Annotated in this window: 22 protein-coding genes; 12 read left to right on the plus strand and 10 right to left on the minus strand. The window is 40.9% G+C overall.

The annotated features are described in order from the left end of the window. Window positions 1-343: 343 nt before the first annotated feature. Window positions 344-1,375: a tryptophan--tRNA ligase gene (gene trpS, locus FIV01_RS20060; protein ID WP_152432706.1), complete on the minus strand. Its 1,032-nt coding sequence runs from the start codon at window positions 1,373-1,375 to the stop codon at window positions 344-346. A 450-nt stretch (window positions 1,376-1,825) separates the two neighbouring features. Between trpS and FIV01_RS20065 the strand changes: the two genes are divergently transcribed. After that, a complete protein-coding gene (locus FIV01_RS20065) occupies window positions 1,826-2,749 on the plus strand; it encodes a DMT family transporter (RefSeq protein ID WP_152432707.1) in 924 nt (307 codons plus the stop codon). Between the two features lie 182 nt (window positions 2,750-2,931). Here FIV01_RS20065 and FIV01_RS20070 read toward each other — a convergent pair whose 3' ends face one another. Further along, window positions 2,932-3,876: a LysR family transcriptional regulator gene (locus FIV01_RS20070; RefSeq protein WP_152432708.1), complete on the minus strand. Its 945-nt coding sequence runs from the start codon at window positions 3,874-3,876 to the stop codon at window positions 2,932-2,934. A 273-nt stretch (window positions 3,877-4,149) separates the two neighbouring features. Here FIV01_RS20070 and FIV01_RS20075 point away from each other — a divergent pair, with 273 nt between their 5' ends. The 3 genes from FIV01_RS20075 to FIV01_RS20085 all read left to right on the plus strand — a co-directional run bounded on the left by FIV01_RS20075 (window position 4,150) and on the right by FIV01_RS20085 (window position 7,362). Continuing rightward, window positions 4,150-5,346 carry a glycine C-acetyltransferase gene (locus tag FIV01_RS20075; RefSeq protein WP_152432709.1) on the plus strand — a complete coding sequence of 399 codons (1,197 nt, stop codon included), beginning with the start codon at window positions 4,150-4,152 and terminating at the stop codon, window positions 5,344-5,346. Beyond that, complete coding sequence (gene tdh, locus FIV01_RS20080) at window positions 5,346-6,377, plus strand: L-threonine 3-dehydrogenase (protein ID WP_152432710.1); 1,032 nt, start codon at window positions 5,346-5,348, stop codon at window positions 6,375-6,377. The genes FIV01_RS20075 and tdh overlap by 1 nt, the downstream gene beginning before the upstream one ends. Before the next feature lie 262 nt (window positions 6,378-6,639). After that, window positions 6,640-7,362 carry a carbonic anhydrase gene (locus FIV01_RS20085; RefSeq protein ID WP_152432793.1) on the plus strand — a complete coding sequence of 241 codons (723 nt, stop codon included), beginning with the start codon at window positions 6,640-6,642 and terminating at the stop codon, window positions 7,360-7,362. A gap of 73 nt (window positions 7,363-7,435) precedes the next feature. Here the strand turns inward: FIV01_RS20085 and FIV01_RS20090 are convergent, their stop codons facing one another. Beyond that, entirely contained in the window at window positions 7,436-7,879 is a 444-nt protein-coding gene (locus FIV01_RS20090) for an exoribonuclease R (RefSeq protein WP_152432711.1), read from the minus strand. A 530-nt stretch (window positions 7,880-8,409) separates the two neighbouring features. On the opposite strand from FIV01_RS20090, the gene FIV01_RS20095 reads away from it, so the two are divergent. The 3 genes from FIV01_RS20095 to FIV01_RS20105 all read left to right on the plus strand — a co-directional run bounded on the left by FIV01_RS20095 (window position 8,410) and on the right by FIV01_RS20105 (window position 10,139). After that, complete coding sequence (locus FIV01_RS20095) at window positions 8,410-8,877, plus strand: DM13 domain-containing protein (protein WP_152432712.1); 468 nt, start codon at window positions 8,410-8,412, stop codon at window positions 8,875-8,877. Window positions 8,878-9,002: 125 nt separating this feature from the next. Further along, window positions 9,003-9,857 (plus strand): mechanosensitive ion channel family protein, encoded by an 855-nt coding sequence (locus tag FIV01_RS20100; protein ID WP_152432713.1) that lies wholly within the window; start codon window positions 9,003-9,005, stop codon window positions 9,855-9,857. A 93-nt stretch (window positions 9,858-9,950) separates the two neighbouring features. After that, window positions 9,951-10,139: a DUF1289 domain-containing protein gene (locus FIV01_RS20105; protein WP_281361442.1), complete on the plus strand. Its 189-nt coding sequence runs from the start codon at window positions 9,951-9,953 to the stop codon at window positions 10,137-10,139. A 278-nt stretch (window positions 10,140-10,417) separates the two neighbouring features. Here the strand turns inward: FIV01_RS20105 and FIV01_RS20110 are convergent, their stop codons facing one another. After that, the gene (locus tag FIV01_RS20110) at window positions 10,418-11,311 is read right to left on the minus strand and encodes a cation diffusion facilitator family transporter (protein WP_152432714.1); all 894 of its coding nucleotides are present in this window, start codon (window positions 11,309-11,311) and stop codon (window positions 10,418-10,420) included. 243 nt (window positions 11,312-11,554) lie between these two features. Next, window positions 11,555-12,433 carry a LysR family transcriptional regulator gene (locus FIV01_RS20115; protein ID WP_152432715.1) on the minus strand — a complete coding sequence of 293 codons (879 nt, stop codon included), beginning with the start codon at window positions 12,431-12,433 and terminating at the stop codon, window positions 11,555-11,557. Between the two features lie 151 nt (window positions 12,434-12,584). Here FIV01_RS20115 and FIV01_RS20120 point away from each other — a divergent pair, with 151 nt between their 5' ends. Then, the gene (locus FIV01_RS20120; protein ID WP_152432795.1) at window positions 12,585-13,163 is read left to right on the plus strand and encodes a class I SAM-dependent DNA methyltransferase; all 579 of its coding nucleotides are present in this window, start codon (window positions 12,585-12,587) and stop codon (window positions 13,161-13,163) included. Window positions 13,164-13,213: 50 nt separating this feature from the next. Here FIV01_RS20120 and FIV01_RS20125 read toward each other — a convergent pair whose 3' ends face one another. Continuing rightward, the gene (locus tag FIV01_RS20125; RefSeq protein WP_152432716.1) at window positions 13,214-15,214 is read right to left on the minus strand and encodes an acetoacetate--CoA ligase; all 2,001 of its coding nucleotides are present in this window, start codon (window positions 15,212-15,214) and stop codon (window positions 13,214-13,216) included. Between the two features lie 228 nt (window positions 15,215-15,442). On the opposite strand from FIV01_RS20125, the gene phhA reads away from it, so the two are divergent. Both phhA and FIV01_RS20135 read left to right on the plus strand, forming a co-directional pair. Then, the gene (phhA, locus tag FIV01_RS20130; protein ID WP_152432717.1) at window positions 15,443-16,234 is read left to right on the plus strand and encodes a phenylalanine 4-monooxygenase; all 792 of its coding nucleotides are present in this window, start codon (window positions 15,443-15,445) and stop codon (window positions 16,232-16,234) included. Then, window positions 16,227-16,556, plus strand: coding sequence for a 4a-hydroxytetrahydrobiopterin dehydratase (locus FIV01_RS20135; RefSeq protein ID WP_152432718.1), 330 nt, complete (start codon window positions 16,227-16,229; stop codon window positions 16,554-16,556). The genes phhA and FIV01_RS20135 overlap by 8 nt, the downstream gene beginning before the upstream one ends. A 78-nt stretch (window positions 16,557-16,634) precedes the next feature. On the opposite strand, the gene FIV01_RS20140 is transcribed toward FIV01_RS20135, so the two are convergent. From FIV01_RS20140 to FIV01_RS20155, 4 genes are all read right to left on the minus strand, one after another. After that, on the minus strand, window positions 16,635-17,822 hold the full coding sequence (locus FIV01_RS20140) for a hypothetical protein (protein WP_152432719.1): 1,188 nt from the start codon (window positions 17,820-17,822) through the stop codon (window positions 16,635-16,637). Window positions 17,823-18,073: 251 nt separating this feature from the next. Then, a complete protein-coding gene (locus tag FIV01_RS20145; RefSeq protein ID WP_152432720.1) occupies window positions 18,074-19,237 on the minus strand; it encodes a hypothetical protein in 1,164 nt (387 codons plus the stop codon). Between the two features lie 253 nt (window positions 19,238-19,490). Then, window positions 19,491-20,699: a hypothetical protein gene (locus FIV01_RS20150; protein WP_152432721.1), complete on the minus strand. Its 1,209-nt coding sequence runs from the start codon at window positions 20,697-20,699 to the stop codon at window positions 19,491-19,493. Window positions 20,700-20,899: 200 nt separating this feature from the next. Beyond that, window positions 20,900-21,406: a hypothetical protein gene (locus tag FIV01_RS20155; protein ID WP_152432722.1), complete on the minus strand. Its 507-nt coding sequence runs from the start codon at window positions 21,404-21,406 to the stop codon at window positions 20,900-20,902. 113 nt (window positions 21,407-21,519) lie between these two features. Here FIV01_RS20155 and FIV01_RS20160 point away from each other — a divergent pair, with 113 nt between their 5' ends. Then, window positions 21,520-22,188, plus strand: a complete 669-nt coding sequence (locus tag FIV01_RS20160; protein ID WP_172971886.1) for a flagellar basal body-associated FliL family protein — start codon at window positions 21,520-21,522, stop codon at window positions 22,186-22,188. A gap of 146 nt (window positions 22,189-22,334) precedes the next feature. After that, window positions 22,335-22,808 carry a hypothetical protein gene (locus tag FIV01_RS20165; RefSeq protein ID WP_152432723.1) on the plus strand — a complete coding sequence of 158 codons (474 nt, stop codon included), beginning with the start codon at window positions 22,335-22,337 and terminating at the stop codon, window positions 22,806-22,808. Window positions 22,809-22,871: the final 63 nt, after the last annotated feature.

Here is a 22,871-nt window from a genome sequence, read left to right on the forward strand (position 1 = left end):
GAGACTTAAGCTTCTGATCATAAGATTGGTCTTTACATATGACGTTACGTTCGACTAATGAAGCTATTAGCTTTTCGTCATCAGGAAGAGGGTTCCCAATAACGGTAAAAGACATCAATGTTAACAAAAGAAACACAACATTCATTTTTATTTTATAAACTACTTATATTTTTCAACAAAATATAATCATAAATAATAAAATGCAATGGTTGTTTTTTGCACGACAAGACTTTGATCTAACCTTCAACATAATATGTAAACACCCCAATTGCTTTATTTTGGTTATTATTCTCAATAATGTTTATATTAATGATAATTTAAATATTAATGTTTGAATTGAATATTATTCGAGGTTAAATAAATTCAACCCAAATACCTCTTTTATTCTATGTAATGTGCGCTCGGTTTTACTCTTAGCTATTCTGCTGCCTTGCTCTAACACTTGTAAAAGGTAACTTGGCTCAGAGAGTAATCTACTGCGCTCTTGTCGGATTGGTTTCAATATTTCTTGTAAACATTCATCTAAAATACGCTTGGTTGTAGCGTCTCCCAAGCCACCAGTACGATAGTGCTCTTTTAATGATTCTATGTAAGCGCCATCAGGGTGAAAAGCATCAAGATAGGTAAAGACGACATTGCCTTCAACTTTACCTGGATCTTTAATGTTAATGTGCATCGGATCGGTATACATAGATTTTACAGCAGCAGTAATTTCATCAGGACTAGAGCCAAGATTAATCGCATTGCCCATGGTTTTTGACATTTTTGTTCTGCCATCAGTATTTGGTAACCGTGAGGACTTACTGAGTAATGGCTGACATTCACTTAGTACCTTCTTTCCAGCCAGCGAATTTACTTTTCTGACGATTTCATTGGTTTGTTCGAGCATGGGTAACTGGTCATCTCCGACAGGGACCAGTGACGCATTAAATGCCGTTATATCAGCTGCTTGAGATATTGGATAGGTCAAGAAACCTGCGGGCACTGATCGATTAAATCCTTTGTTATTAATTTCGGCTTTTACGGTTGGATTGCGTTCAAGTCTCGCGATGGTGACTAAATTGCTGTAGTACATTGTGATTTCGGAAAGTGCAGGGAGCTGCGATTGTAAACAGATAGTGGTTTGTGCTGGATCGATACCTACGGCTAAGTAATCAGCCACAACATTAAGAATGTTGGAAGAGACTTTAGAAGGGGTGTTGGCATTGTCGGTTAAGCCCTGCATATCTGCGACAAGTATTGTTTGATCGTTATAATTTTGTAGTGTAACTCTTTGCCGCAGCGAACCAACATAGTGACCTAAATGCAGAGGTCCTGTAGCTCGGTCGCCTGTTAATATGATCTGGTTTTGAATTTTACTATGCTGATTTGTCATGAATTAATTCTCCTATCTTGAGTGATTGCTACTGGAGATAATTCATAGAGCTTTACGTCTGTATGCTGTTATTCCAGCAGCATAAAGACGAAACAAGTCTTGGCCGCTCTATATAGAGCGCCACCAACAAGTTTGAAATGATAAATGTGTATATAGGTTCATATTAAAGAAGCTAACATAGGTAGCCGTTAGGGGGCAATATATTAAAAGTGATAGCCATTAGTAGAATATTCTAAACCCACAGAATAAACATTGTTACTTACTTATAGATTCCACTAGAAAAATTTTCCTTAAATTGCTTACCTTGTGGGTGTATTTTTTAAAAAATCATTCGTTGATAGATAACAAAATAAAATTATTCTCCAGGTAAATTTGTATACTGTGACACGTCTTAAGTTCGCTACTAAGTAGTGTTTTACCGAGTAGTTTTGTCGTTAGGTGAATGGTCTCATGAACTCAAAATCCGTGTCTTGTCTGCTTTTTATTTCTGTCTGTTTAATTTGGGGAACCACTTGGTTTGCTATGGAAGTTGCACTGGAGACCATCCCTCCTATTTTTGCAACCGCGATGCGTTTCTTGTTGGCTGCTCCGTTATTAGCAGCATTGGCAAAACTGTTTAAACAACCGCTGCTATTTCCAAGAGGCAAGGGGCAATGGGTGCTGATTGTCGCTATGATGTATTTTGCCATTCCATTTACCCTAATGATCTATGGTGAGCAGTACATATCATCGGGTTTGGCGTCGATAATCTTTGCCAACATGCCAGTTGCGGTCATGCTAATGTCTGGTTTGTTTCTCGGACTACGTTTAGCAAAGCATCAGCTATTTGGTCTTGTCGTTGCAGTGTTAAGCTTGTCGCTAATTCTTGGGACTGAGATGCAGTTAGGTGGCACAGATTACGTTATTGGTAGCGCTTGTCTTGGGATGGCTGTGGTAATTCATGCGGTCATGTATGTATTGGTGCAAAAACATTGTAAAGATATTCAAGTGCTCACTTATAATGCGTTGCCATGTTTTGTTGCTTCTATTTTACTGTTTTTTGTCTCTTTCATGGGCGAGAGCATTGATTATCACGCTTTCAGTAGCGAGTCGATGTCAGCAGTTGCTTACTTAGGTTTTGTTGCAAGTGTCGGCGGAATTGTCGCCTACTTTAAGCTAGGGCAGGTATCTACTCCATTTCAAGCATCTATTTGCTTTTTGATTTTCCCTGTTGTGGCTCTGTTTATCTCTGCTTATGTTAATAATGAAGTCTTGTCTGTACGGTCATTGGGACTTTTAGTGCCTTTATTAGGTGGAATCTTATTAACTAAAGTGCCAAAGTCCGCGTTTACATGGAGAGTGACTAGAGCCAATCGTCAAACAACAAGTATGTAGGCTTGTATATTGAGCCAATTCTGATAAGTTCAAGCGACTCTATTCCCTTAAAAGGTAACAGTATTGCGCCATGGTGATTGTATATAGACTGATTAAGCTTGCTATTATATGTGGTGTTTTTTTCACCATTTACGATCTTATTGAGCAAGGGCAAGTAACTTGGCCAGCCCGCTTGCTTGGTATTACATGGTAGTTTTTGGAATGACTGGATTCAGTTTTTCGTTCAAAGCTTTGGTGATATAGTCGATAAAAACACGCAGACGAGCAGGCATGTACTTTGTCTGCGAATACTGCATTGCGACAACGCCATGGTAATTACTTTTGATTGTCCAGTCTGGCAGGATGGGAACGACCTCGCGTGACTCAATGGCTTGTGTTATCACAAAATCATGGAATATGCCTATACCGAGTGCTTGCTTTACACCGTTGAGGCGCATTTGTGAGTGGTTGACAGCGTAGGGTCCAGAAACCGCAACGGAGTGGAATTCATCATCTCTAAAAAAATCCCAGATGTTATCAGTTGCAGTTTCGGCAAGGTACAGGCAATCATGGTTAACTAGCTCTGTTGGATGAACTGGTATCCCTTTAGCTTCTATATATTCAGGACTGGCGCACAATACAAGGTTAGTTTTTCCAATCTCTTTCAGAACTAAGTTTTCATCCGGTTTATCAGTGAGCTTAAAAGCGACATCTATACCATCTTTTAGTAGGTCGATTTCTCCGTCAGCGACACGTAACTTAAGTTGTATGCTTGGATACTGTTGCAGAAAAGGGATAACAAAAGGCTGTAGGACTGAGTTAAGGAAAGCTTCAGGAGCTGCTATCGTTAGGGCTCCTGTTGGTTTTGTGTGATCAGTTGTAGACAGCTCCCACGCTTGCTGCGCTGCATTAACCATTACAATGGCTTGGTCATAAATCTGTTGACCTGTTGGTGTAATGATCAAGGTTCGTGTTGTACGTTCAAATAGCTTGACTGACAGCGCCTGCTCAAGTCGCGTAACTAGCTTGCTAAGTGCAGATGGTGTCACGTTGAGTTTCTTCGCTGCGGCGGTAAAGCTGCCTTCATCAACAATCAAAATGAATGAAGCCAGATCAGGAAGTAGTGCAATAAGTTTCGAGTTAACCAAATTAAGCCTCACTGTTTTATGACACAACAACCGCGTATTGTGATTCAGCTTATCATTTCACTCCATCCATCTTATCATGTGATTTAGGTCATAAAAAAGCCTTATTTGTTCCTAGGGTTCATTAATGTTTTTCCAAAAGACGGGATAATGAAAACGGTGAGCTTGGATTACACTTACGCCCTGAGCTCAATGTCGTCCGAGTGCTGAGACTTTTTCTGGCTAGATACGGCTTATAGCGCAATGGCTAATATTATAACTAACAAGGAATTGAACATGGCTTCTGGATTTTATGATCAAATAAAACAACAGATTGAAGAAGTAAAGGCGGAAGGTCTTTATAAATCAGAACGCGTTATCACCTCTCAGCAACAAGCTGCTGTGAAGATCTCTACTGGTGAAGAAGTATTAAATTTCTGCGCAAATAACTACCTAGGTCTAGCCAATCATCCAGAATTAATTGAAGCTGGTAAAGCGGGTATGGACCAGCATGGTTTTGGTATGGCGTCGGTTCGCTTTATTTGTGGTACTCAAGATATCCATAAAGAGTTAGAGCAGAAGCTTTCAACATTTTTAGGTAAAGAAGATACGATTCTTTACACTTCTTGTTTTGATGCGAATGCGGGATTGTTTGAAACGATTCTTGGTAAAGAAGACGCCATCATTTCTGATGCGTTGAACCACGCTTCTATTATTGACGGCGTTCGTTTGTGTAAAGCCATGCGTTTTCGTTATGCGAACAACAACATGCAAGAGTTAGAAGAGCAGTTGATTGCCGCGAAAGAAGCAGGAGCACGTAACATCCTGGTTGTTACAGATGGTGTATTCTCAATGGATGGTGTAGTGGCGAACTTGCCTGAAATTTGTGATTTGGCTGAGAAGTATGGCGCACTTACTATGGTTGATGACTCTCATGCTGTCGGCTTTATGGGCAAAACCGGAGCTGGAACACACGAATACCACAATGTCGTTGAGCGCATCGATATCATCACAGGTACGCTTGGTAAAGCTATGGGTGGTGCTTCAGGTGGCTATACGTCAGGTAAGAAAGAAGTGATTGATTGGCTACGTCAGCGCTCACGCCCATATCTTTTCTCTAACTCAGTCGCACCAGCGATTGTTAATGCATCAATTCGCGTTCTTGACTTGTTGCAAGAAAGTGGTGACCTTCGCGATCGTCTTTGGGAAAACGCCAAGCACTTCCGTACTCGTATGACTGAAGCTGGTTTTACTTTAGCTGGAGCCGATCACGCTATCATCCCTATTATGCTTGGTGACGCAAAAGTTGCGGCAGAGTTTGCGGAAAGAGCTTTAGAAAAAGGTATTTATGTTGTTGGTTTCTCTTTCCCTGTTGTACCCAAAGGCCAAGCTCGAATCCGAACTCAAATGTCAGCAGCACATTCTCATGAGCAATTAGACCGTGCGATTGATGCTTTCATCGAAGTTGGTCGAGATATGGAGATTATTAAGTAATGAAAATCAAAGCCCTGTCGAAGCTGAAACCTGAACAAGGTATATGGATGACTGAAGTGGACAAGCCACAGCTTGGTCACAATGATATCCTAATCAAAATTAAAAAAACCGCTATTTGTGGTACTGATGTCCATATCTACAACTGGGATGAATGGTCGCAAAATACGATTCCTGTTCCTATGGTTGTAGGACATGAATATGTCGGTGAAGTTGTCGGTATCGGCCAAGAGGTTCGGGGCTTTGAAATTGGTGATCGTGTCTCTGGAGAGGGGCACATTACCTGTGGTCATTGTCGCAACTGTCGTGGTGGTCGAACACATTTATGCCGCAATACAGTGGGGGTTGGTGTCAACCGCGAAGGTGCCTTTGCTGAGTACTTGGTTATTCCTGCATTTAATGCGTTTAAGATCCCAGATGGTATTTCCGATGATCTTGCCTCGATTTTTGATCCCTTTGGCAATGCGGTCCACACTGCTTTATCATTTGATCTCGTTGGTGAGGATGTGCTGATAACAGGCGCTGGGCCAATTGGTATTATGGCAGCGGCTGTTGCTAAACATGTTGGCGCTCGCCATGTGGTTATCACAGATGTTAACGAGTACCGCTTGGATCTTGCACGCAAGATGGGTGTGACCCGTGCCGTCAATGTTGCCAATGAAAGTCTAGAAGATGTGATGACAGAATTGGGCATGACTGAAGGTTTCGATGTTGGGCTTGAAATGTCTGGGGTTCAGGCTGCATTTAGCAGTATGTTAAAAACCATGAATCATGGTGGCCGTATCGCGCTTTTAGGAATTCCACCATCAGATATGGGCATTGACTGGAACCAAGTCATCTTTAAAGGTCTGGTCATCAAAGGCATCTATGGTAGAGAGATGTTCGAGACTTGGTACAAGATGGCGTCATTGATTCAATCTGGCCTAGATCTAACGCCAATCATTACGCACCACTTTAAAGTGGATGACTTCCAAAAAGGCTTTGATGCAATGCGCAGTGGACAGTCTGGTAAAGTTATCCTTGATTGGGAATAATGATTGATTTTGTATTAACTTTTAACCGAGTTTTAATTTAATACAAAAGTTGAATACGCGGCTGAGCCTTAGTGCTTGGTCGTTTGCTTTTGTTATCGAGTTTGCAACGGATAAAAGCATACATTTTATTCTTTCCTCTTTATCCTCCATATTGATATTTAATTGCTTTGTTTTACGATCTTTTACTGCCTGTAAATTTTATCTCCGACTTATGATACTTCGATGTTAATGCTTGTCTGATTAAAGGAAGAGGAAGAATATGATCAAGAAGACAATAATGGCAATGAGTCTGATGATGTCAATGTGCAGTATTACCCAAGCTGCAGAGTGGGGATATGAGGGAAAGACTGGTCCTGACCACTGGGGAGAGTTTGCTAAAGGATGTGCACTAGGAAAAAACCAAAGCCCTATTGATATTAATGATACAGTGGAAGCTGAGCTAGAGTCACTAAACATCCAATACAAGGGCATGGTCACAGGCTTGACCAACAATGGTCATACGTTGCAAGCAGGTGTTACGGGTGACAACTCCTTTATACTTGATGGTGTTGAATTTAACTTGGTTCAGTTTCATTTCCATACCCCTTCTGAAAACCATATCAAAGGTCACACTTACCCTCTAGAAGCGCATTTTGTCAATGCTGATAAAGCGGGACATTTAGCTGTTGTATCAGTGATGTATGATCTTGGAAATGGCAAAAATGAAGAGATAAGTAAGCTTACGGAATCGATGCCTAAGTTAAATCAGACTATTTCTTTGAAAGAGTCATTTCCTGTAGCGGATATGCTGCCTAAGATGACCAAATATTATCGTTTTAATGGTTCTCTGACCACCCCTCCTTGCTCAGAAGGTGTACGTTGGATCGTGGCCAGATCGCCACAGGCGTTAACCTCCGAACAAGCCCAACAAATGCAGAAAGTCATGGGTGAAAACAATCGTCCGCTGCAAAATAAAAATGCTCGAGTTGTACTTGCAAGTGATTAATAGACGCTAAAAACGAATGAGGTTCTATGCTGTGAGTAAACATCATAGAACCTAGCTTAGTCTCTGATAATTCTTATTTGCTGGCAATCGTTGCGTATTGCCGAAGCAAGTCTGTTAAACTTGCAACCCATTCTATTGTATTGCTTGGGGCTTCATCGAGCAGAACCTCAACGTGCGCGCAATGTGTTTCAAGTAGAATAGCTTGTTCCAGTTTGAAAGATACAGCGTAAAAGTGCCACAAAAGCAGTCTTTGCATACGCCGAATGTTCTGCGCTGAATGTTCAGAATCACTGAAAAGAGCAGGTAACTGACTCAATGCGATCGCACTCATTCTCAGCAGGGCATCAAACTGTGCTTGCTGGAATTTATCTTCAGAATCTGTTTCCTCACTATCAAATGTAAAAAGCTCTGTCATTGATTGTTCATCGATTAGTCGATGTATGATTCTTAGACTGAGTTCCTCTAGCTCATCGCTGGAAGTATTTTCCAAATAAAGTAGGGTGTAATCGTGTTCCACAAGGTTTCCATGGTTAATGATTTTCGATTGTTATTTTATAACACTATAAGTAGAAATCTAGTTTAACTTGGCGGACCTTGTGTTGCCAAAAATAATAAAAACTGCGCAAATAAATAAGCCCCACTTAACAGTGGGGCTATATAGTTGTGTTTGCGTTGTGTTAGCCTCTGACGTTGTCCGTGAATACTTGGTTCACGAGTACGTTAGTTGATACAGTTATAAAGCTAGATGCCTGTTAACAATTTGCAAACATAAAATAGAAATGTGTTTTGTTTCATAATCAGTTTTGTGATCTTTGTCTATGGTTTTACATTAACTTGATGCATATTTCATTAGTGTAACTAGGAAATCAATGACAGAATCAATGCACTTATAAATCGTAAAAAGGCATCGATATGAGTAGCTTGACTTGTTAACATTGTGATTTATGTAGGAAAACACTACCAATTTGAGAGCAAATATATAGATGGTATCTATTATCTAGTTGTTTACTCGGTTTTCTTACAGATAAATTAATCATAGGTCTTTGAATGAAAAAAATTGGCTTACTGTTTACACATCTGGTTTGTGGTGTTTTGGGCTTTGCGCTTGGTGTGTATGCTTTACCAATCCTTATCCAGCCAGATTCACCCTCTATGAACTCTGTCGAAATGGTGACTAATAACGCGATTTATACGGCGACTTTTCAGCGTGATCGCAAAGACAGCGACTTTCTGCATTGGGGTGAAGGATCCGTATCGATAAGTGACCAACAAATTGCTTTTGTTGGTGAGCTTACTCCCGGTCCTGACTATAAGCTTTATTTATCCCCTAACTTCATTGAAACAGAAAAGGAATTCAATGAACAAAAGCACACTATGGCAAAAGTCGGAGACGTTAAGACATTTGATAGGTTTGCCCTTAATCTGCCTCATGAATTAGATTTGTCTCAATACAATACAGTTATAGTCTGGTGTGAGACTTTTGGCGAATTTATTACCTCTGCGCGTTTTAAGTAGTCAGTGTGGTTCCAAGATTGAGTTGCATGAGCCAATAAATATTGGCAGTCTCGGCCCCTTGCTATAAAGTGAGCTTTTCTTGGGGTTTACCCTAGTGTTATTTACTTAGATGGGGGGAGCTGGGGATGAATCATTTGTATCTTGTAATCGATTTTCTACTGACTCACAAATTTATCTTTACGCTGCTTATTATTGGGCTTATTACGATTGTTCGAAAAATTGTATTATCGAAAATTCGTGGTGATGTAGCGTTTATCACTGAAAAACAGCGCAGCTGGATGTCGAGAACAAAGAACGGGACTTTTACTGTCACTCTCATCCTCTTGTTCATACTATGGAAATCGGAGATCAATGAATTTGCTTTGTCAGTGACAGCTATCGCTGTTGCAATAGTGGTGGCATCAAAAGAGATAATTTTGTGTTTCACGGGCTCTATTCAGCGCGCTAGTTCCCGCTCTTTTCGAATTGGTGATTGGATTGAAGTTGGCAAATTATGTGGTGAAGTTATTGAACACAACATGATGGCAACTGTAATTCAAGAAATTGACTTGCACCATGGTCAATATCATTACACAGGAAAGACAGCAACTCTGCCAAATAGCATGTTTTTCACCTACCCAGTCAAAAATCTCAACTTCATGAAACGCTATGTTTATCATAACTTTTCTATTGTGGTCGCTGAGTTCGTTAATCTTTATCCTCTGTTGCCGATTATGGTTAATAAGATTGATGAGCATTGTCATTATTTCAGTGATGTCGCTGTTCGCTATAATTCCATGATTGAGAAACATGCCGGTGTTGACTTGCCTGGTGCTGAACCTCATATTCATATCAGCAGTGCCCCGACAGGTGAACAAGTTGTTCATTTCATGCTTTTTTGTCCTACGGAGAAAGCAACCCATCTTGAGCAAGACATCAGGAAGGACTTTATGGCCTTGTATGAGGAAACGTTCAAGTCTTCAAGTGAAGTAACGAGTTAATACTACCTCTAGGTATCCTATTCAAATGTATTTATTCGACAGCTGGGTTTTCTCTCACTAACGTTATAGGGGATGTAGAAGAGGAAAGAGCATGTGAATAAAGTACCTGAGTCACCGTGTATTCGCATGTGTTGCCTCGATGAACAAGATATATGCCTTGGTTGCTATCGTTCTCTGGTTGAAATTCTTGAATGGAATACCTACGGTACGCAAGAGAAACTCAAAGTTATGTTACTTTGTGAGCAACGTAAAAAGACTAGATCAAATAGGGGTAAGGACTAGGTGTCTTTACCCTTGAGTACATGACTAAGCATCCGTGGTTTCAAGTTCCACTCGAATGGGTTGCTCATCAATAATCGCTTATTTGGCTATCGAAAAAAGATCCGTTTACCAACCAATAATATCAGTTAGTTACATGCCATTTAATGCGTGTTAATGAAAAAATAGCGGATGATCCTTGCGTATCTTGTGTTCAAGATTTGGAAGATCTGTTTATTTTGATTCTCAATTTGAAAGTATTGAGTACGGAACAAAGTCAATTTAAAACAATTCGCAATGAATTAGCTGGCTATATTCAAGTTCAGCCGGAGGTCAAGCGACAGTTTAGACAGCTTATGCTTTAAAATCCGCTGAGTTCTTTTAATATCGGATATAGCGAGTTGTTTGTCGTTTGAATGGATGTTCACGCTTATCCTAAGCTCTCGTCCTACTTTAGTTACTGCGTCGAGTTCTATGTGTTGCACGGATTGTTTGTCTAAAGCGCAGACCTCTTTATCAACTACTTCAAGAATGTCTGTGCTGGGGGACATCATGAGCATTTCTCGAATGGATTCTCTTAGCATATCAGCGGGTACTTTGATGAAATAAAAGGACATAAGGATCATCATTACAGGATCAGCATAAACCGAATATTCCTCAAAGGGTGATAGTGTCATTACCCAGGCAAAAATGAAACCTAATGTCACCGCTACGCTTATCAATGTGTCCATTTGCCACTGTTTAGCTTCTGCTGTGATTAGGCCAGAAGAGAAGCGTTTCGATTTTTGAGCTATATACCACCATGCATACCCACACCCTAATACGTTAACGATTCCGAACAGGGTAGCAATGGATGCGTCAACTTCTCGGCCACCAGTAAAAAGAGCGATGATTGCAGAATACAATGAGTAGCTAACTATGATGAGAATGACGCTACCTTTGATAGCGATCACTACGGGTTCTAGAACTGCTTTTCCGAATGGAAAATGTTGGCGAGATGGATTTTGAATATATTTTGATACTGCGAGCGACAATAAAGTTAGCACCAAACTGACAGAAGAATAGACGCCATCAAACACTATCACAAGAGACCCAACAAGCACCCCAAGAATGAGTCCACCCACGGCAAAGCCTGACGCTAAAAGCGCTGAAAAAATCAGAATGCGTTTTTCGTTCAAGCTTGTTTTTGCACACATTGAGTGATCTCGGTTATATTCACTCTCTTATTTTTCTTACTAAAGCTCGATTTTGCAAATGTTATTTGTATTAATAATGACCGATTATGGGCCTGTCTAATTTTTTGTAATAAAATTCAATGGCATAAAGCAAAGTTTTAGTGTCAATTTTTTTGACTATGGCTGTCTGGTTTGTGACCATTGTTTCAATGATGGGTGAATGTGGCACAAGTAAAGCCTTATTTTGTTACGCTCGGAGAATGGCTAGAAATCAAATAAGTATTCATTCAGTCTATCAGCCAGCCATGACATACCAGGGTGCTCAGTCATACCAGCAGCCGTAAACATGCAGTAATCTTCTTGGGTTAATCCGTAGGTATGTTTGATAACCGCCAGTTTTTGCTGACGAAGATAATGGCGGATAAGCGGCTCTGGCAGCACGCCCCATGCATCTTCGGTCAGAATTGTGCTTAGTATGTTATCAAAGCTTGAAAAGCCTATGTGTCGCAGGGAAAAAGGCTGAAGTTCAGGGTTATCTTTCTCATTGAGATAAACCATAACCGCTTGCATTGCATGGCGTAATTGCTCGTCTGATACGCGACGCATTTTACTGAGTTGGTGATCAGCTTTACATACTGACATTAGGCGAATCTTCCCTAATGGGTGATAGCTAATCAAAGGATCATCAACTCTCTCGTAGTCGACACCAAATGCAAAGTCGACCTGTTGAGTGGCGACTAAATTTGTCAGATCTCCGCTCGATGCCAGCACAATATTAAAGGAGGTAGCAGGAAACATATTATTGAGTTTGTGTGAGAATTCTTGCCACATGTCATCAGGAAGTGAATCATCTCTTGCTATCCACACCTCTGCATTAAACTCTCCTGAAACCTGAGCACAAGTTTGTCTTATTCGCGACAGCGTAACCAGTATGCTCTGACAATCTTTATAAATTGCCTTGCCAGCTTCAGATAAAGTGAGATGATTACCAGTACGATTAAATAGCTCAATTTGGAGCTCTTTCTCTAGTGCTTTTATCGACATGCTAAGCTTGGTACGATTGCAATTTAGCTGCCTAGCGGCGCCTGAAACTGAACCAGTATCCGCGACCATGCAAAAAGCTTCAATTTGAGATTGGTTCATCTTGATCCGTCACTTCTCTGGTGAGTATGCATATCTATGTTACAAGGATACACAAATCTTACGTATTTTATGAAGCGAAAAGCTATGAATTTAATGTAGTTTTGGTAATCTTGTTCAGCGCCAAATTGAATGAAGTTATAGGGAGATCATGATGGCTAAGAGCTGGGACGAATACGCAGCAGACTGGGATAATGAACCTTCTGCATTATTGTATGCGGATAAAGCCTTTGAATCTCTTCAAAAAATTGTTGATATTCAAGATTTAAGAGTTCTGGATTTTGGTTGTGGTACTGGTTTGCTAAGTCAAAAGTTGTCTCCACTTGTGAAGGATATTGTGGCACTAGACAGTTCAGAAGCAATGATTGAACAACTTGATGGCAAGCAGCTCCATAACGTAGAACCGGTTGTCGATATTTTAACTCGCGGATTAGTAGCAATGCACCCTGCGTTTCGCCATCAATTTGATTTGGTCGTCGCGTCATCAGTATGCAGCTTTTTACCAAATTATTCAGATGTGGCTGATATTGTCTTTAGCTTACTGGACAAAGGGAAGTATTTCGTTCATTGGGATTGGTTTTCTGAGCACAATGAAGCAGGTGCAATGACACCGACACATGTCTTGCAAGTTCTGAGTAGCGTCGGTTTTGATGAAGTTGAAGTAACGACACCATTTAGTATTGAGACGCCGAGAGGCAAATCAACAGTATTAATGGCGATTGCCAAAAAATAAATCGTATTGAAAAGATTTAAAGCCCGAGTTGTTTCACTCGGGCTTCAGAGCTATATCGTCGTTTGGATAGAGTATTGCGCAATTTCTTCAAGCACCTCAGGATTAGCTATTGCTCCTTTATTTTTGACTTCTTTGCCATGCAGTACTTGTTTTACGGCTAGCTCGACAAGCTTTCCTGACTTAGTTTTAGGGATGTCGCTGATGGCATATATCTCAGCGGGAACATGTCTAGGCGAGCATTTGGTTTTGAGCTGTAACTTGATGTTCGCAATAAGCTCTTCATCAAGTTCGACATTACCAATTAATTGAACGAATAAGACCACCTTTTCATCACCATCTACGACTCGACCAACAGCAATAGAATCTTTTACCTTGGCAAGTTGATTGACCTGCTGATAGATTTCAGCCGTTCCTATTCTCACTCCTCCTGGGTTGAGAGTAGCGTCACTCCTACCGTAAAATATCATTCCACCGCAGGTTGTTTTCTCGACATCATCACCATGATGCCAGGCGTTTGGATATTTGTCCCAATAGGCGTTATGGTAACGCTCGCCATTATCTTTCCAAAAACCGATAGGTTGGTTGGGAAAACTGTTTAGGCAAACCAGTTCACCGCGCTGTTTGACAACAGTTTGGCCTTGTTCATTAAATACTTGCACATTCAAAGCAAGAGCTGGTGCCTGACATTCGCCGCGATATACTGGCGAAATGGGATTTCCTAATACAAAGCAGCCACATATATCGGTACCACCAGAAATAGAGGCTAAATGTAGATCGGTTTTTATTTGCTTGTATACATAATCAAACTGACTCGGGTACAAGACTGACCCTGTAGAGCATAAGGTTTTAAGGTGACTCAAGTTATGCTGTTGAATAGGGGAATACTGAGCCTTTTCCAGTGCTTCCAAATATTTGGCTGAAGTTCCGAACAAGGAAACATTATATTTTTCAGCTATGTCCCAAAGAGCACTTTCAGATGGGTACATTGGACTACCATCAAATATAACTAGGGTTGCGCCGCTAGCTAATGCCGATACATGCCAATTCCACATCATCCAACCACAGGTGGTGTAATAAAATATCCGGTCGCGTGGCTGCACATCGCAATGCAGTTGATGCTCTTTTAGATGGTTTAATGTTGTTCCTCCAACTGAGTGAACAATACACTTTGGTTTTCCTGTAGTTCCCGAAGAATAGAGGATGAAAAGAGGGTCGTTAAACCCGATATGCTGATACTCGATAGGCTGCGGAATGAAGCTGGAAACTACAGACTCCCAGTCAATGACTCGATCATTTCCGACATAGTTATCATTGGTTTCTTTCAGGTAATTGATACAGCACACATGTTGGATACTCGTAATATTATCAGCAATCTGAGTATTTTTGTCTTTCATGTGAAAGACTTTTCCATTGAAGCTGTAGCCATTGCAGCAAAACAACACTTTTGGCTGCACTTGACCAAAACGTTCTTTGACACTTTCTACGCCAAAGTCTGGAGAAGTTGAGGTCCAAATAGCACCAAGACTGGTTGTAGCCAGCATAGCGATAACGGTTTCGGGCATATGAGGTAAGTAACCTGCAACCACATCACCAGATCCGACCCCAGATTGTTTTAGCCACTGTTGCACAAGAGACACTTTATCACACAGTTGTTGCCGAGTGATTTCGGTTTCCTCACCCAGCTCGTTACTAAATAATATGGCGACGCTATTCGGCTCCTTAAAAGCGTAGGCGAGCAAGTTTTCAGCATAATTCATTCTGGCTTGTGGAAACCATATGGTATCCCGGCTTGGCAAGAGTTGGTTCCATTTCGGCACGCCTTCACCATAAATACAGTCACCTTTGAAGCCGATAACATCGCAGAATTGCCATAGGTTTGCCCAAAATTGCTTTGGATTTTCTATCGACCATTGATGCAAGTCAGAATAGGACTCTAAAGCTTCACCCTGCATGTTGATATGCTTTATAAACTGATGCAGGTTGGATGCCTCTATACGCTGACTAGTGGGTACCCAGATAGGGGCAGGTATGGTGATATCTTGAATAGACATGACTTCCTCGTCTCAAGTAGTTTCCTTTCAAACATGGCTAAGTCTTGTGTTAAAAGCGTCTAAAGTCAAACAAACAGCAAACAATCATATGATTGATAATTAAGAAGAAAGTTTATATTTGTAAAGAAAATGTTACACAACTCTGTGTGGAGGATCTATGAGCGCCGATTGTCACCGATTTAGTCAGGCGATAGGCTTTATGTAAAGGACTTGTTAAAGAGCGTTGCCATGAGTGATTACGTTTCTAAACCTATTAATAATCAAGGGCTTGTGGATTGGAGCCGAGAAGAAGACCAGATTTGGCATGACTTAGTTTCACGCCAACTATCCTTGGTAAATGATAGCGCCTGTAAAGAATATTTACGTGGCTTGGAGTTGTTGGACTTACCTGTCGATAGAGTTCCTCAATTGCCGGAAATTAATCGTGTTTTACAAAGAGAGACAGGATGGGCAGTCGAACCTGTCCCAGCTCTAATTAACTTTGACCGCTTTTTTTCTTTGCTGGCAGACAAAAAGTTCCCCGTCGCGACTTTCTTACGCTCAAGAGAAGAGTTTGACTATCTACAGGAGCCTGACTTCTTCCATGAAATATTTGGCCATTGTGCGATGTTGACCAATCCAGAGTTCGCTCGTTTTACTCAGACCTATGGTCAATTGGGGCGTGATGCTGACAGCAAAGAGCGAGTTTATCTAGCTAGGCTCTACTGGTTTACTGTTGAATTTGGCTTGGTTAAGGAAGGTGAAGATTTTAAAATCTATGGTGGAGGTATTCTATCCTCGCCTGGAGAAACAGTATATGCGCTGAATGACCAGAGACCGGTAAGAGAAATATTTGATATTCATACCGTGCTACGTACACCTTATCGTATTGATATTATGCAGCCAGCATACTTCTATCTGAACAACATCGAACAGCTTTACCAACTCAGCCAAGAGGACTTAATGTCTCACGTCCATAGGGCTATGAAGGCTGGATTACTGTCCCCACTATTTGAACCAAAGGAAAAACAACATGCTTAATGAATTGCGCTGTGAAGCGTGCAGCCCCGAGTCGAACGCATTAACACAAGAAGAACAAAGACTTCTGCTGACGGAGCTGGATAACTGGCAAATTATCATTCGTGATGATATTCCTCAGTTAGAAAAAGTATATAAATTCAAGAATTTTCAACTTGCATGGGATTTTTCAAACAATATTGCACAGCTTGCTGAAGATGAATTCCACCACCCAGCGATACTTTTAGAGTGGGGTAAGGTAACAGTAACATGGTGGAGTCATGCCATAAAAGGACTGCATCGTAACGATTTTATTTGTGCTGCTAAATGTGACAGCCTAAGTTAATTTTTAACGGCCTGAAGCGACACTTCCCCCAGTACTTCAGGCCTTTTTTATTCCGATTTATCCAGCTGATTTTTCGTGCTAAATATTGCGTGCAATGGCCATTTGCTCATCGCGGCATATTTGAAGCCAGTATTTAAGCGTTTGTTGCAACATTTTTACTTGGTCACCGATTCGGTTAATTTCCTCAATATCTTCGTCGGTGAGATCTCTTCCTTCGAAGTTGTTATAGAGATCATCCAGATCATTATTGTCTATACCATCGCCTTTCCAATCAATCTGGGTAGTTTTGCCATCTGGGTAATTATATCCTGTCTGGATTTGCCAAGTGGTGTTATCGCACAAGAACTCGAGTGCGGTGCCAGAGCCGAACGTCTTTTTAATTAGATCATCAATTTCAGTTAAAGATCCCGTTAATATCAGCTCAACGTCCTCTTGCGACATTTTAGGGTTGTTGGATAACACTTCACTAAGAAGAAATAAGCGTAGCATAGGGCTTAGATCGTCAGCTGTACCCTCTGTCCACCAACCATAGTCATCATAATAGTGGTCGTTGATTTGTGAATATAAGGCATCAGAACCCGTAGCACCATCAGCATCCTCAAAACCCTCTAATGCTGACATAACCTCATCCAATAAAGAGCCTTCCGGAATAGTTGCGTTATTCATAATGCCTTCGTATAGGCTCTTAGTGACCTCAGCAAGTTCTTCTGGCGTATCATAATCTGATTCATGCAAACCGTGGCTGCCGCTTCCAGTGCTTTCAAGAATATGGCTGATGTCTTCTTTGTTCGCTGCGTACCAGTTTTCCAACCCGTACTTTTCTGGGTGAATCATTATGTCTAGTAGTGCGATTTGAAAAAGATCTTCCAGCTCTTCTGGTTGGACACCATCTGCTTCAATGCCTTCTAACATTAGCCACAAAGCGGACTCAAACATTTCTACACCGCCATTTGTCCAACCGTAGATTATTTCTAACTGTTGGCTGTAAGCCTCAATACTAGAGGCTAATGCGAGAGCAATCGCATCTTCTGGATTACTACTCACCATAGACTGGACAACTTGTTTTTGGTGGGCGGCAACCATGGCGAGAATTTCGGAATCTGCTGGTTGTTTGTCGAGTAACGCGATGGCGGGGTCTATTTTCTCAAGGTCTCTTTCTGCTTTCTTAATTGTTGTAAGATAGGCTTCAACGTTTTCTGGTGCTACCTGTGGAGTTGTATGTTCTATGCTGCCTAGGAGCGCGTTAGTAATATTGTTGGTTATCATTCCAAAAATTCCTGAAGTAGTGAGGTAAAGTAGGATGACTTTGTGCAATTATAAGCAGGTCTTTTACGTCGTTAGACGGATTTAACCTGAGTTTTTATGAATCTATGAATGACTTAGATATGAATCTATTGGTTTGTGAACTATTGATGTCGAGATTTGATGGTTTGACAAAAAGTGAGTGTTGCTCGCTATGTTAAGCCGAGATAGAGGATCAGAAAAGAGGATTTTGAACCTCTATCTAGGCTTAATAATTAGATGTTACGAGCAATGGCCATTTGCTCATCGCGGCATATTTGAAGCCAGTATTTAAGCGTTTGTTGCAACATTTTTACTTGGTCACCGATTCGGTTAATTTCTTTCAGTTCTTCGTCGGTGAGAGGCCGAGCAGGTAGGTTTTCGGACAGTTCCATGAAGTAATCTACCGTGACGCCTTGTGAAGACCAGAAATTCATACCGTAACCTTCGTTTTCGTCTGGACTAGTATCATAGTGGTAATTCCAGCCATCAAGGTCACTATTGATGTAAGTAATGGTATTTTTACCATATTTATCTGTCATAAAGGCATCAATATCAGCCAAGCTACCTGTAAGAAACATATTATATTCTTCGGTGGTGAGTTCTATAGACTCATCAGCTAGCACACTAGAGAGTAATGCCATACGCATTAATGGAGAAACGTCACCCACGCCATTATTCCAGTCGTCATACCATTGGTCCAAATTCCCCCAGCCGTTTTCAAACTGCTGAACTAAAGCATCAGGGCAGTTAGATTGACTTTGCATCGAACGAGTAATTGTATACGCAAGGCTATCAGCTGGCGCTTGGTTGTAAATACTATTAAATAAGCTTGTGATATCGTCGGCAAAGTCATCGCCATTATAGTGTTCGTGAGAACCATGCATTCCTGAACCACCACATTCCATAAAACGTTGTAGTGTATTCATATCTTTAGGAGATAAGTTGTATTCATCGGCATGGATTAACACGTCCATAAGAACAAGTTGAAAAGCATCTTCTAAGGCGTATCCCGTTAATGGAGATGTTTGGGATATATCTTCCCACATGACTTCCATAGCATCTTCAAATGCACCTAGGCCCTTAGTTTGTTGCTCTATTGCTTCAAGTTGTGCACTATATGCTTCGATACTTGCCGCGAGTGCTAATGCAATCGCATCCTCAGGATTGCTACTGACCATAGACTGGACAACTTTTTTTTGGTGGGCAGCCACCATGGCCAAAACTTCAGAATCTGCTGGTTGTTTGTCGAGTAAAGCGATGGCGGGGTCTATTTTTTCAAGGTCTCTTTGAGCTTTTTTAATTGTTGCAAGATAGGCTTCAACGTTTTCTGGTGCGACCTTTGGGGCTGTATGCTCGATGTTGCCAAGAAGCGTATTAGTAATATTGTTGGTTATCATTCCAAAAATTCCTGAAGTAGTTGGGTAAAGTAGCACGACTTTGAGCGATTATAAGCTTGTCTTCTAAGTAGTTAGACGGATTTAACCTGAGTTTTTGTGAATCTATGAATGGCTTGGGTTTGATAATCTCAGCATGAGAGCTATGAGTGCTGTGATTTGATGGTTGTCGAAAAATTCAATGCTTTTGACGATCTGTTAAGCTAGATAGAGAGTCAGAAAAGAAAATCTTGACTCTCTATCAAAGATTTAATAATTAGATGTTACGAGCGATAGCCATTTGCTCATCACGACATATCTGTAACCAGTATTTAAGAGTCTGTTGCAGCATTTTTACCTGATCGCCGATTCGGTTCACTTCTTCTAGTTCTTCGTCTGTGAGTTCTCTTCCTGGGAAGTGCTCTAAGGTGGCAATTAAGTCATCAGGATAGATGCCGTTGGATCCTGAATAGTCAGGGAAAGGTCCCCATTCTGGGGTCCACTCATCCATATCGCATAAATACTGTCCAACTCCTCCGTCGCTAAGGCCTAAAATTTCCTCTGCATCTTCAATATCGCCAGTAAGAAAGTTTTCCCAGTCTTCTGCTGAGACTTGCCCATTCTCTGCGGCTTCAGCCAAGACGAATATTTTTAGAGTAGGGCTTAGTCTCTCACATTCGCTCGCATCGATATCGACGAACTGATAGCCATTTCTTTCAACATCGTCAGAACCATTAATAAACCCATTTGGGTCGGTAAAGTAGTTGTCAGCGCAATCCTCCAAGCCACTTTTATTTGCAGGTTCATTGAAAAACGTTACAATCTGACCCGTTAGTGAGTCTACTGGAATTTTATTGCCTACATAGGGAGTGAGTTGTGTTATAACTGTGCCTAGAAACCAGCCAATGACTTCTTCTGGAGGATGGTTGCCAATTTGTCCATATGGATAGTGTAGACCACTACCAAAGTGTTCAGTAATCTGAGCAAAGTACACTTCATAGTCTGGACCCAATAGGTCACTGAGATTCAATCCCCACGCATCGGCGTTTAGCAGCAAATCCATCACTAACAACTGCATAAGGTCCTCATATTCGGTGCCATCAACACCGTCTGCGAGGATAGACTGGTATATCATATCTAGCATTGGTTCTAGAACAGCACTTCCGCCCTCAGTCCATGCTTGTATGTCTTCCAATTGTTTGCTGTAAGCCTCTATACTAGCAGCAAGAGTCAACGCAATCGCATCTTCAGGATTGCTACTCACCATAGATTGGACCACCTGTTTTTGGTGGGCAGCAACCATTGCCAGTACTTCGGAATCTGCTGGTCCTTTGTTGAGTTGTGCGATAGCCGGGTCGATTTTCTCTAGATCGTTCTCGGCTTTGCTTATCGTTGCAAGGTACGCTTCGATGTTCTCAGGGGCTACTTGTGGAGCCTTTTGCTCAATGCTGCCAAGAAGCGCATTAGTAATATTGTTAGTTATCATTCCTAAAGTCCAAATTTTATAGAAAGGTTTTTATCGACAATTGCGAGTGATTATAAAATGTTCGAACTAACTATTGGGTGGATATAATCTGAGTTGTTGTGATTGTTTGAGTGTTGAGAAATACAAGCGTCTTTTTTCAGCAATTTTCTTTTTCTTCTGGTTGGTGTTTTTCTCTAACCATCTGTTACTAAAGATAAAGTTTACTTTATAGTAATTTGTTGCATTTTTAATGCTTTCACTTCCTGATTATAAATTCCTAAAAGAAATTTATATTTACTAAGCAAATTTTTTGTATCTGAGAGTATTTCTTGATTGAGCTGCATATAGCGTTGACTTGAAGAACTGTTGATTGCCAAGCCAGCTTGGTTACAGTGATCGTATATACTGGCCCAATTCGCGTAGGCGATCTTAACCTGATCGGATTGCTCACTTATTCGCTTGACCTCACCTTGGAGCATAGCGACAGTTTGCTCAGAGATCTTGAGCTGCTGACGAATCTGCTTTTGCTCAGAATCATTACTTGATTGAATCAAAGCGACAAGTTCGCTTTGAGTATATTTTTTGTGTAAGAGGGTGGTTTGTCGATGTGAATTTAAAAAATCATTGAAGTTTCTAGCTTTTTCGTTGTACCAGACCTCGATCTCTTGTTGCAAAATGAGTGCTTTGTTCCATGTCGTTTCAACACAGTGACTCGCTGTGCTTTTCATTGGTAAAGTGAACACTAAAGTTGCCGCTATAGTGATATATAGCCTGTTAAATATCATATTAGCTATAGTATTGGTGAAATATGATTTAAGTATAGAAAAGACGCCAAACCTATATGAAAAAGATATTAATGTTTGTTGTGCTGCTACTTGGTCTAGCTTGCGCGGGGGGAGGGTATTACATCTTTTACTTTAAGCCGCAGCAAGATGCCGAAGCAGCAGCGGAAAGAGAAAGGAATAAGAAACCTCCCAAACCTATTATTGGTAAACAAAAAGAGCATAGACACCCTGAGCCTGAAGTAACTGATTACTATGTGAGCCCGGATAAATTGGGTGTGAGAGAGGCACCTAGGTATGACGCTTTTGTCGAAAGCTTGGTTTATCGAGGAGAGAAACTGCATATTTTAGAGAAAAAAAATGGCTGGGGTCGAATCTCTCGTTACTATGTTTATGAAGAAGGTGGTGAAGAAATTGCTGAGTGGGTACCTATGGAAGCCTTAGTGGAAATTGCCCCGACAATCACAAAGGAGGAGAGAGTAAATACCGTAAGCAGTTATATCGAAAAGTCAGATGATTTCAAACAGCATTTTGAAATGTTTGTGAAAATTTCCGATGAGTTGCTAAAAGAAAAGACATGCACCCCAGAAGATTTTGAAGAAACTAATGGATGGATACGCTCACTGACTTTTAAATATCGAGATGTGTATTTTATCTATTGCGGAGGCATTAAACAGGCTAACAAGATTTACCTAGATGTTCGGACGGGAGAAATCTTTTATCGATAGATCAGGTGTTTTACTGATTTTTCTTTATCTAAATTGATGTTTCAATTGGAATCGAGAGGCTAACGTCCATCATTTTAGATTTTTTTATTTGTCCGTAATGTCACTAGACATTAGGATGTCAGAGTTACATTTTATTGGTTTTGTGAATGATTAAGCGCTTTTTTGCATCGTTTTGTTGGATTGTATTGGTTGCCTTGGCATTACCATCGCAAGCATTGTCGTATCTAACAAAGTGCACGAGTGCAGCGAGCCAACCGCTTACTCATAACACCAGCTACGATCTTACTGTTGATTCGGTAGGAAGTATCCCGATATTTACAAAGTCATCAGAAATCGATGGTCCTAGTTCACCTGTCTCGAAGTCTGGAGTTGACGCAGACCTGCTAGCCACCGGTCAGTTTGTACGCCTAAGCTCATTGACTCGAGATGGTAGCGATACTAAACAAGACTTTCCTTTTGATGGGGACAGTTTTGATAAATCATTCCTAAATATCACTACAGATACACTTTTTTCTAGCAGTCGAATAAATCATTGGTTAGGGTTTCATTCTCCATACCGAATTTCTGGTTGGAAAGAGTCTAATGCATTGTATGTCGCTCTTAATGGCCACTTCTCATAATCATTCCATTTAAACTAGGAAGTTATTCCTGATTTCCTCGCGCTTCTATTTTTGAAGCATATA

The organism is Vibrio aquimaris (genome assembly GCF_009363415.1).
GTDB classification, from domain to species: domain Bacteria; phylum Pseudomonadota; class Gammaproteobacteria; order Enterobacterales; family Vibrionaceae; genus Vibrio; species Vibrio aquimaris.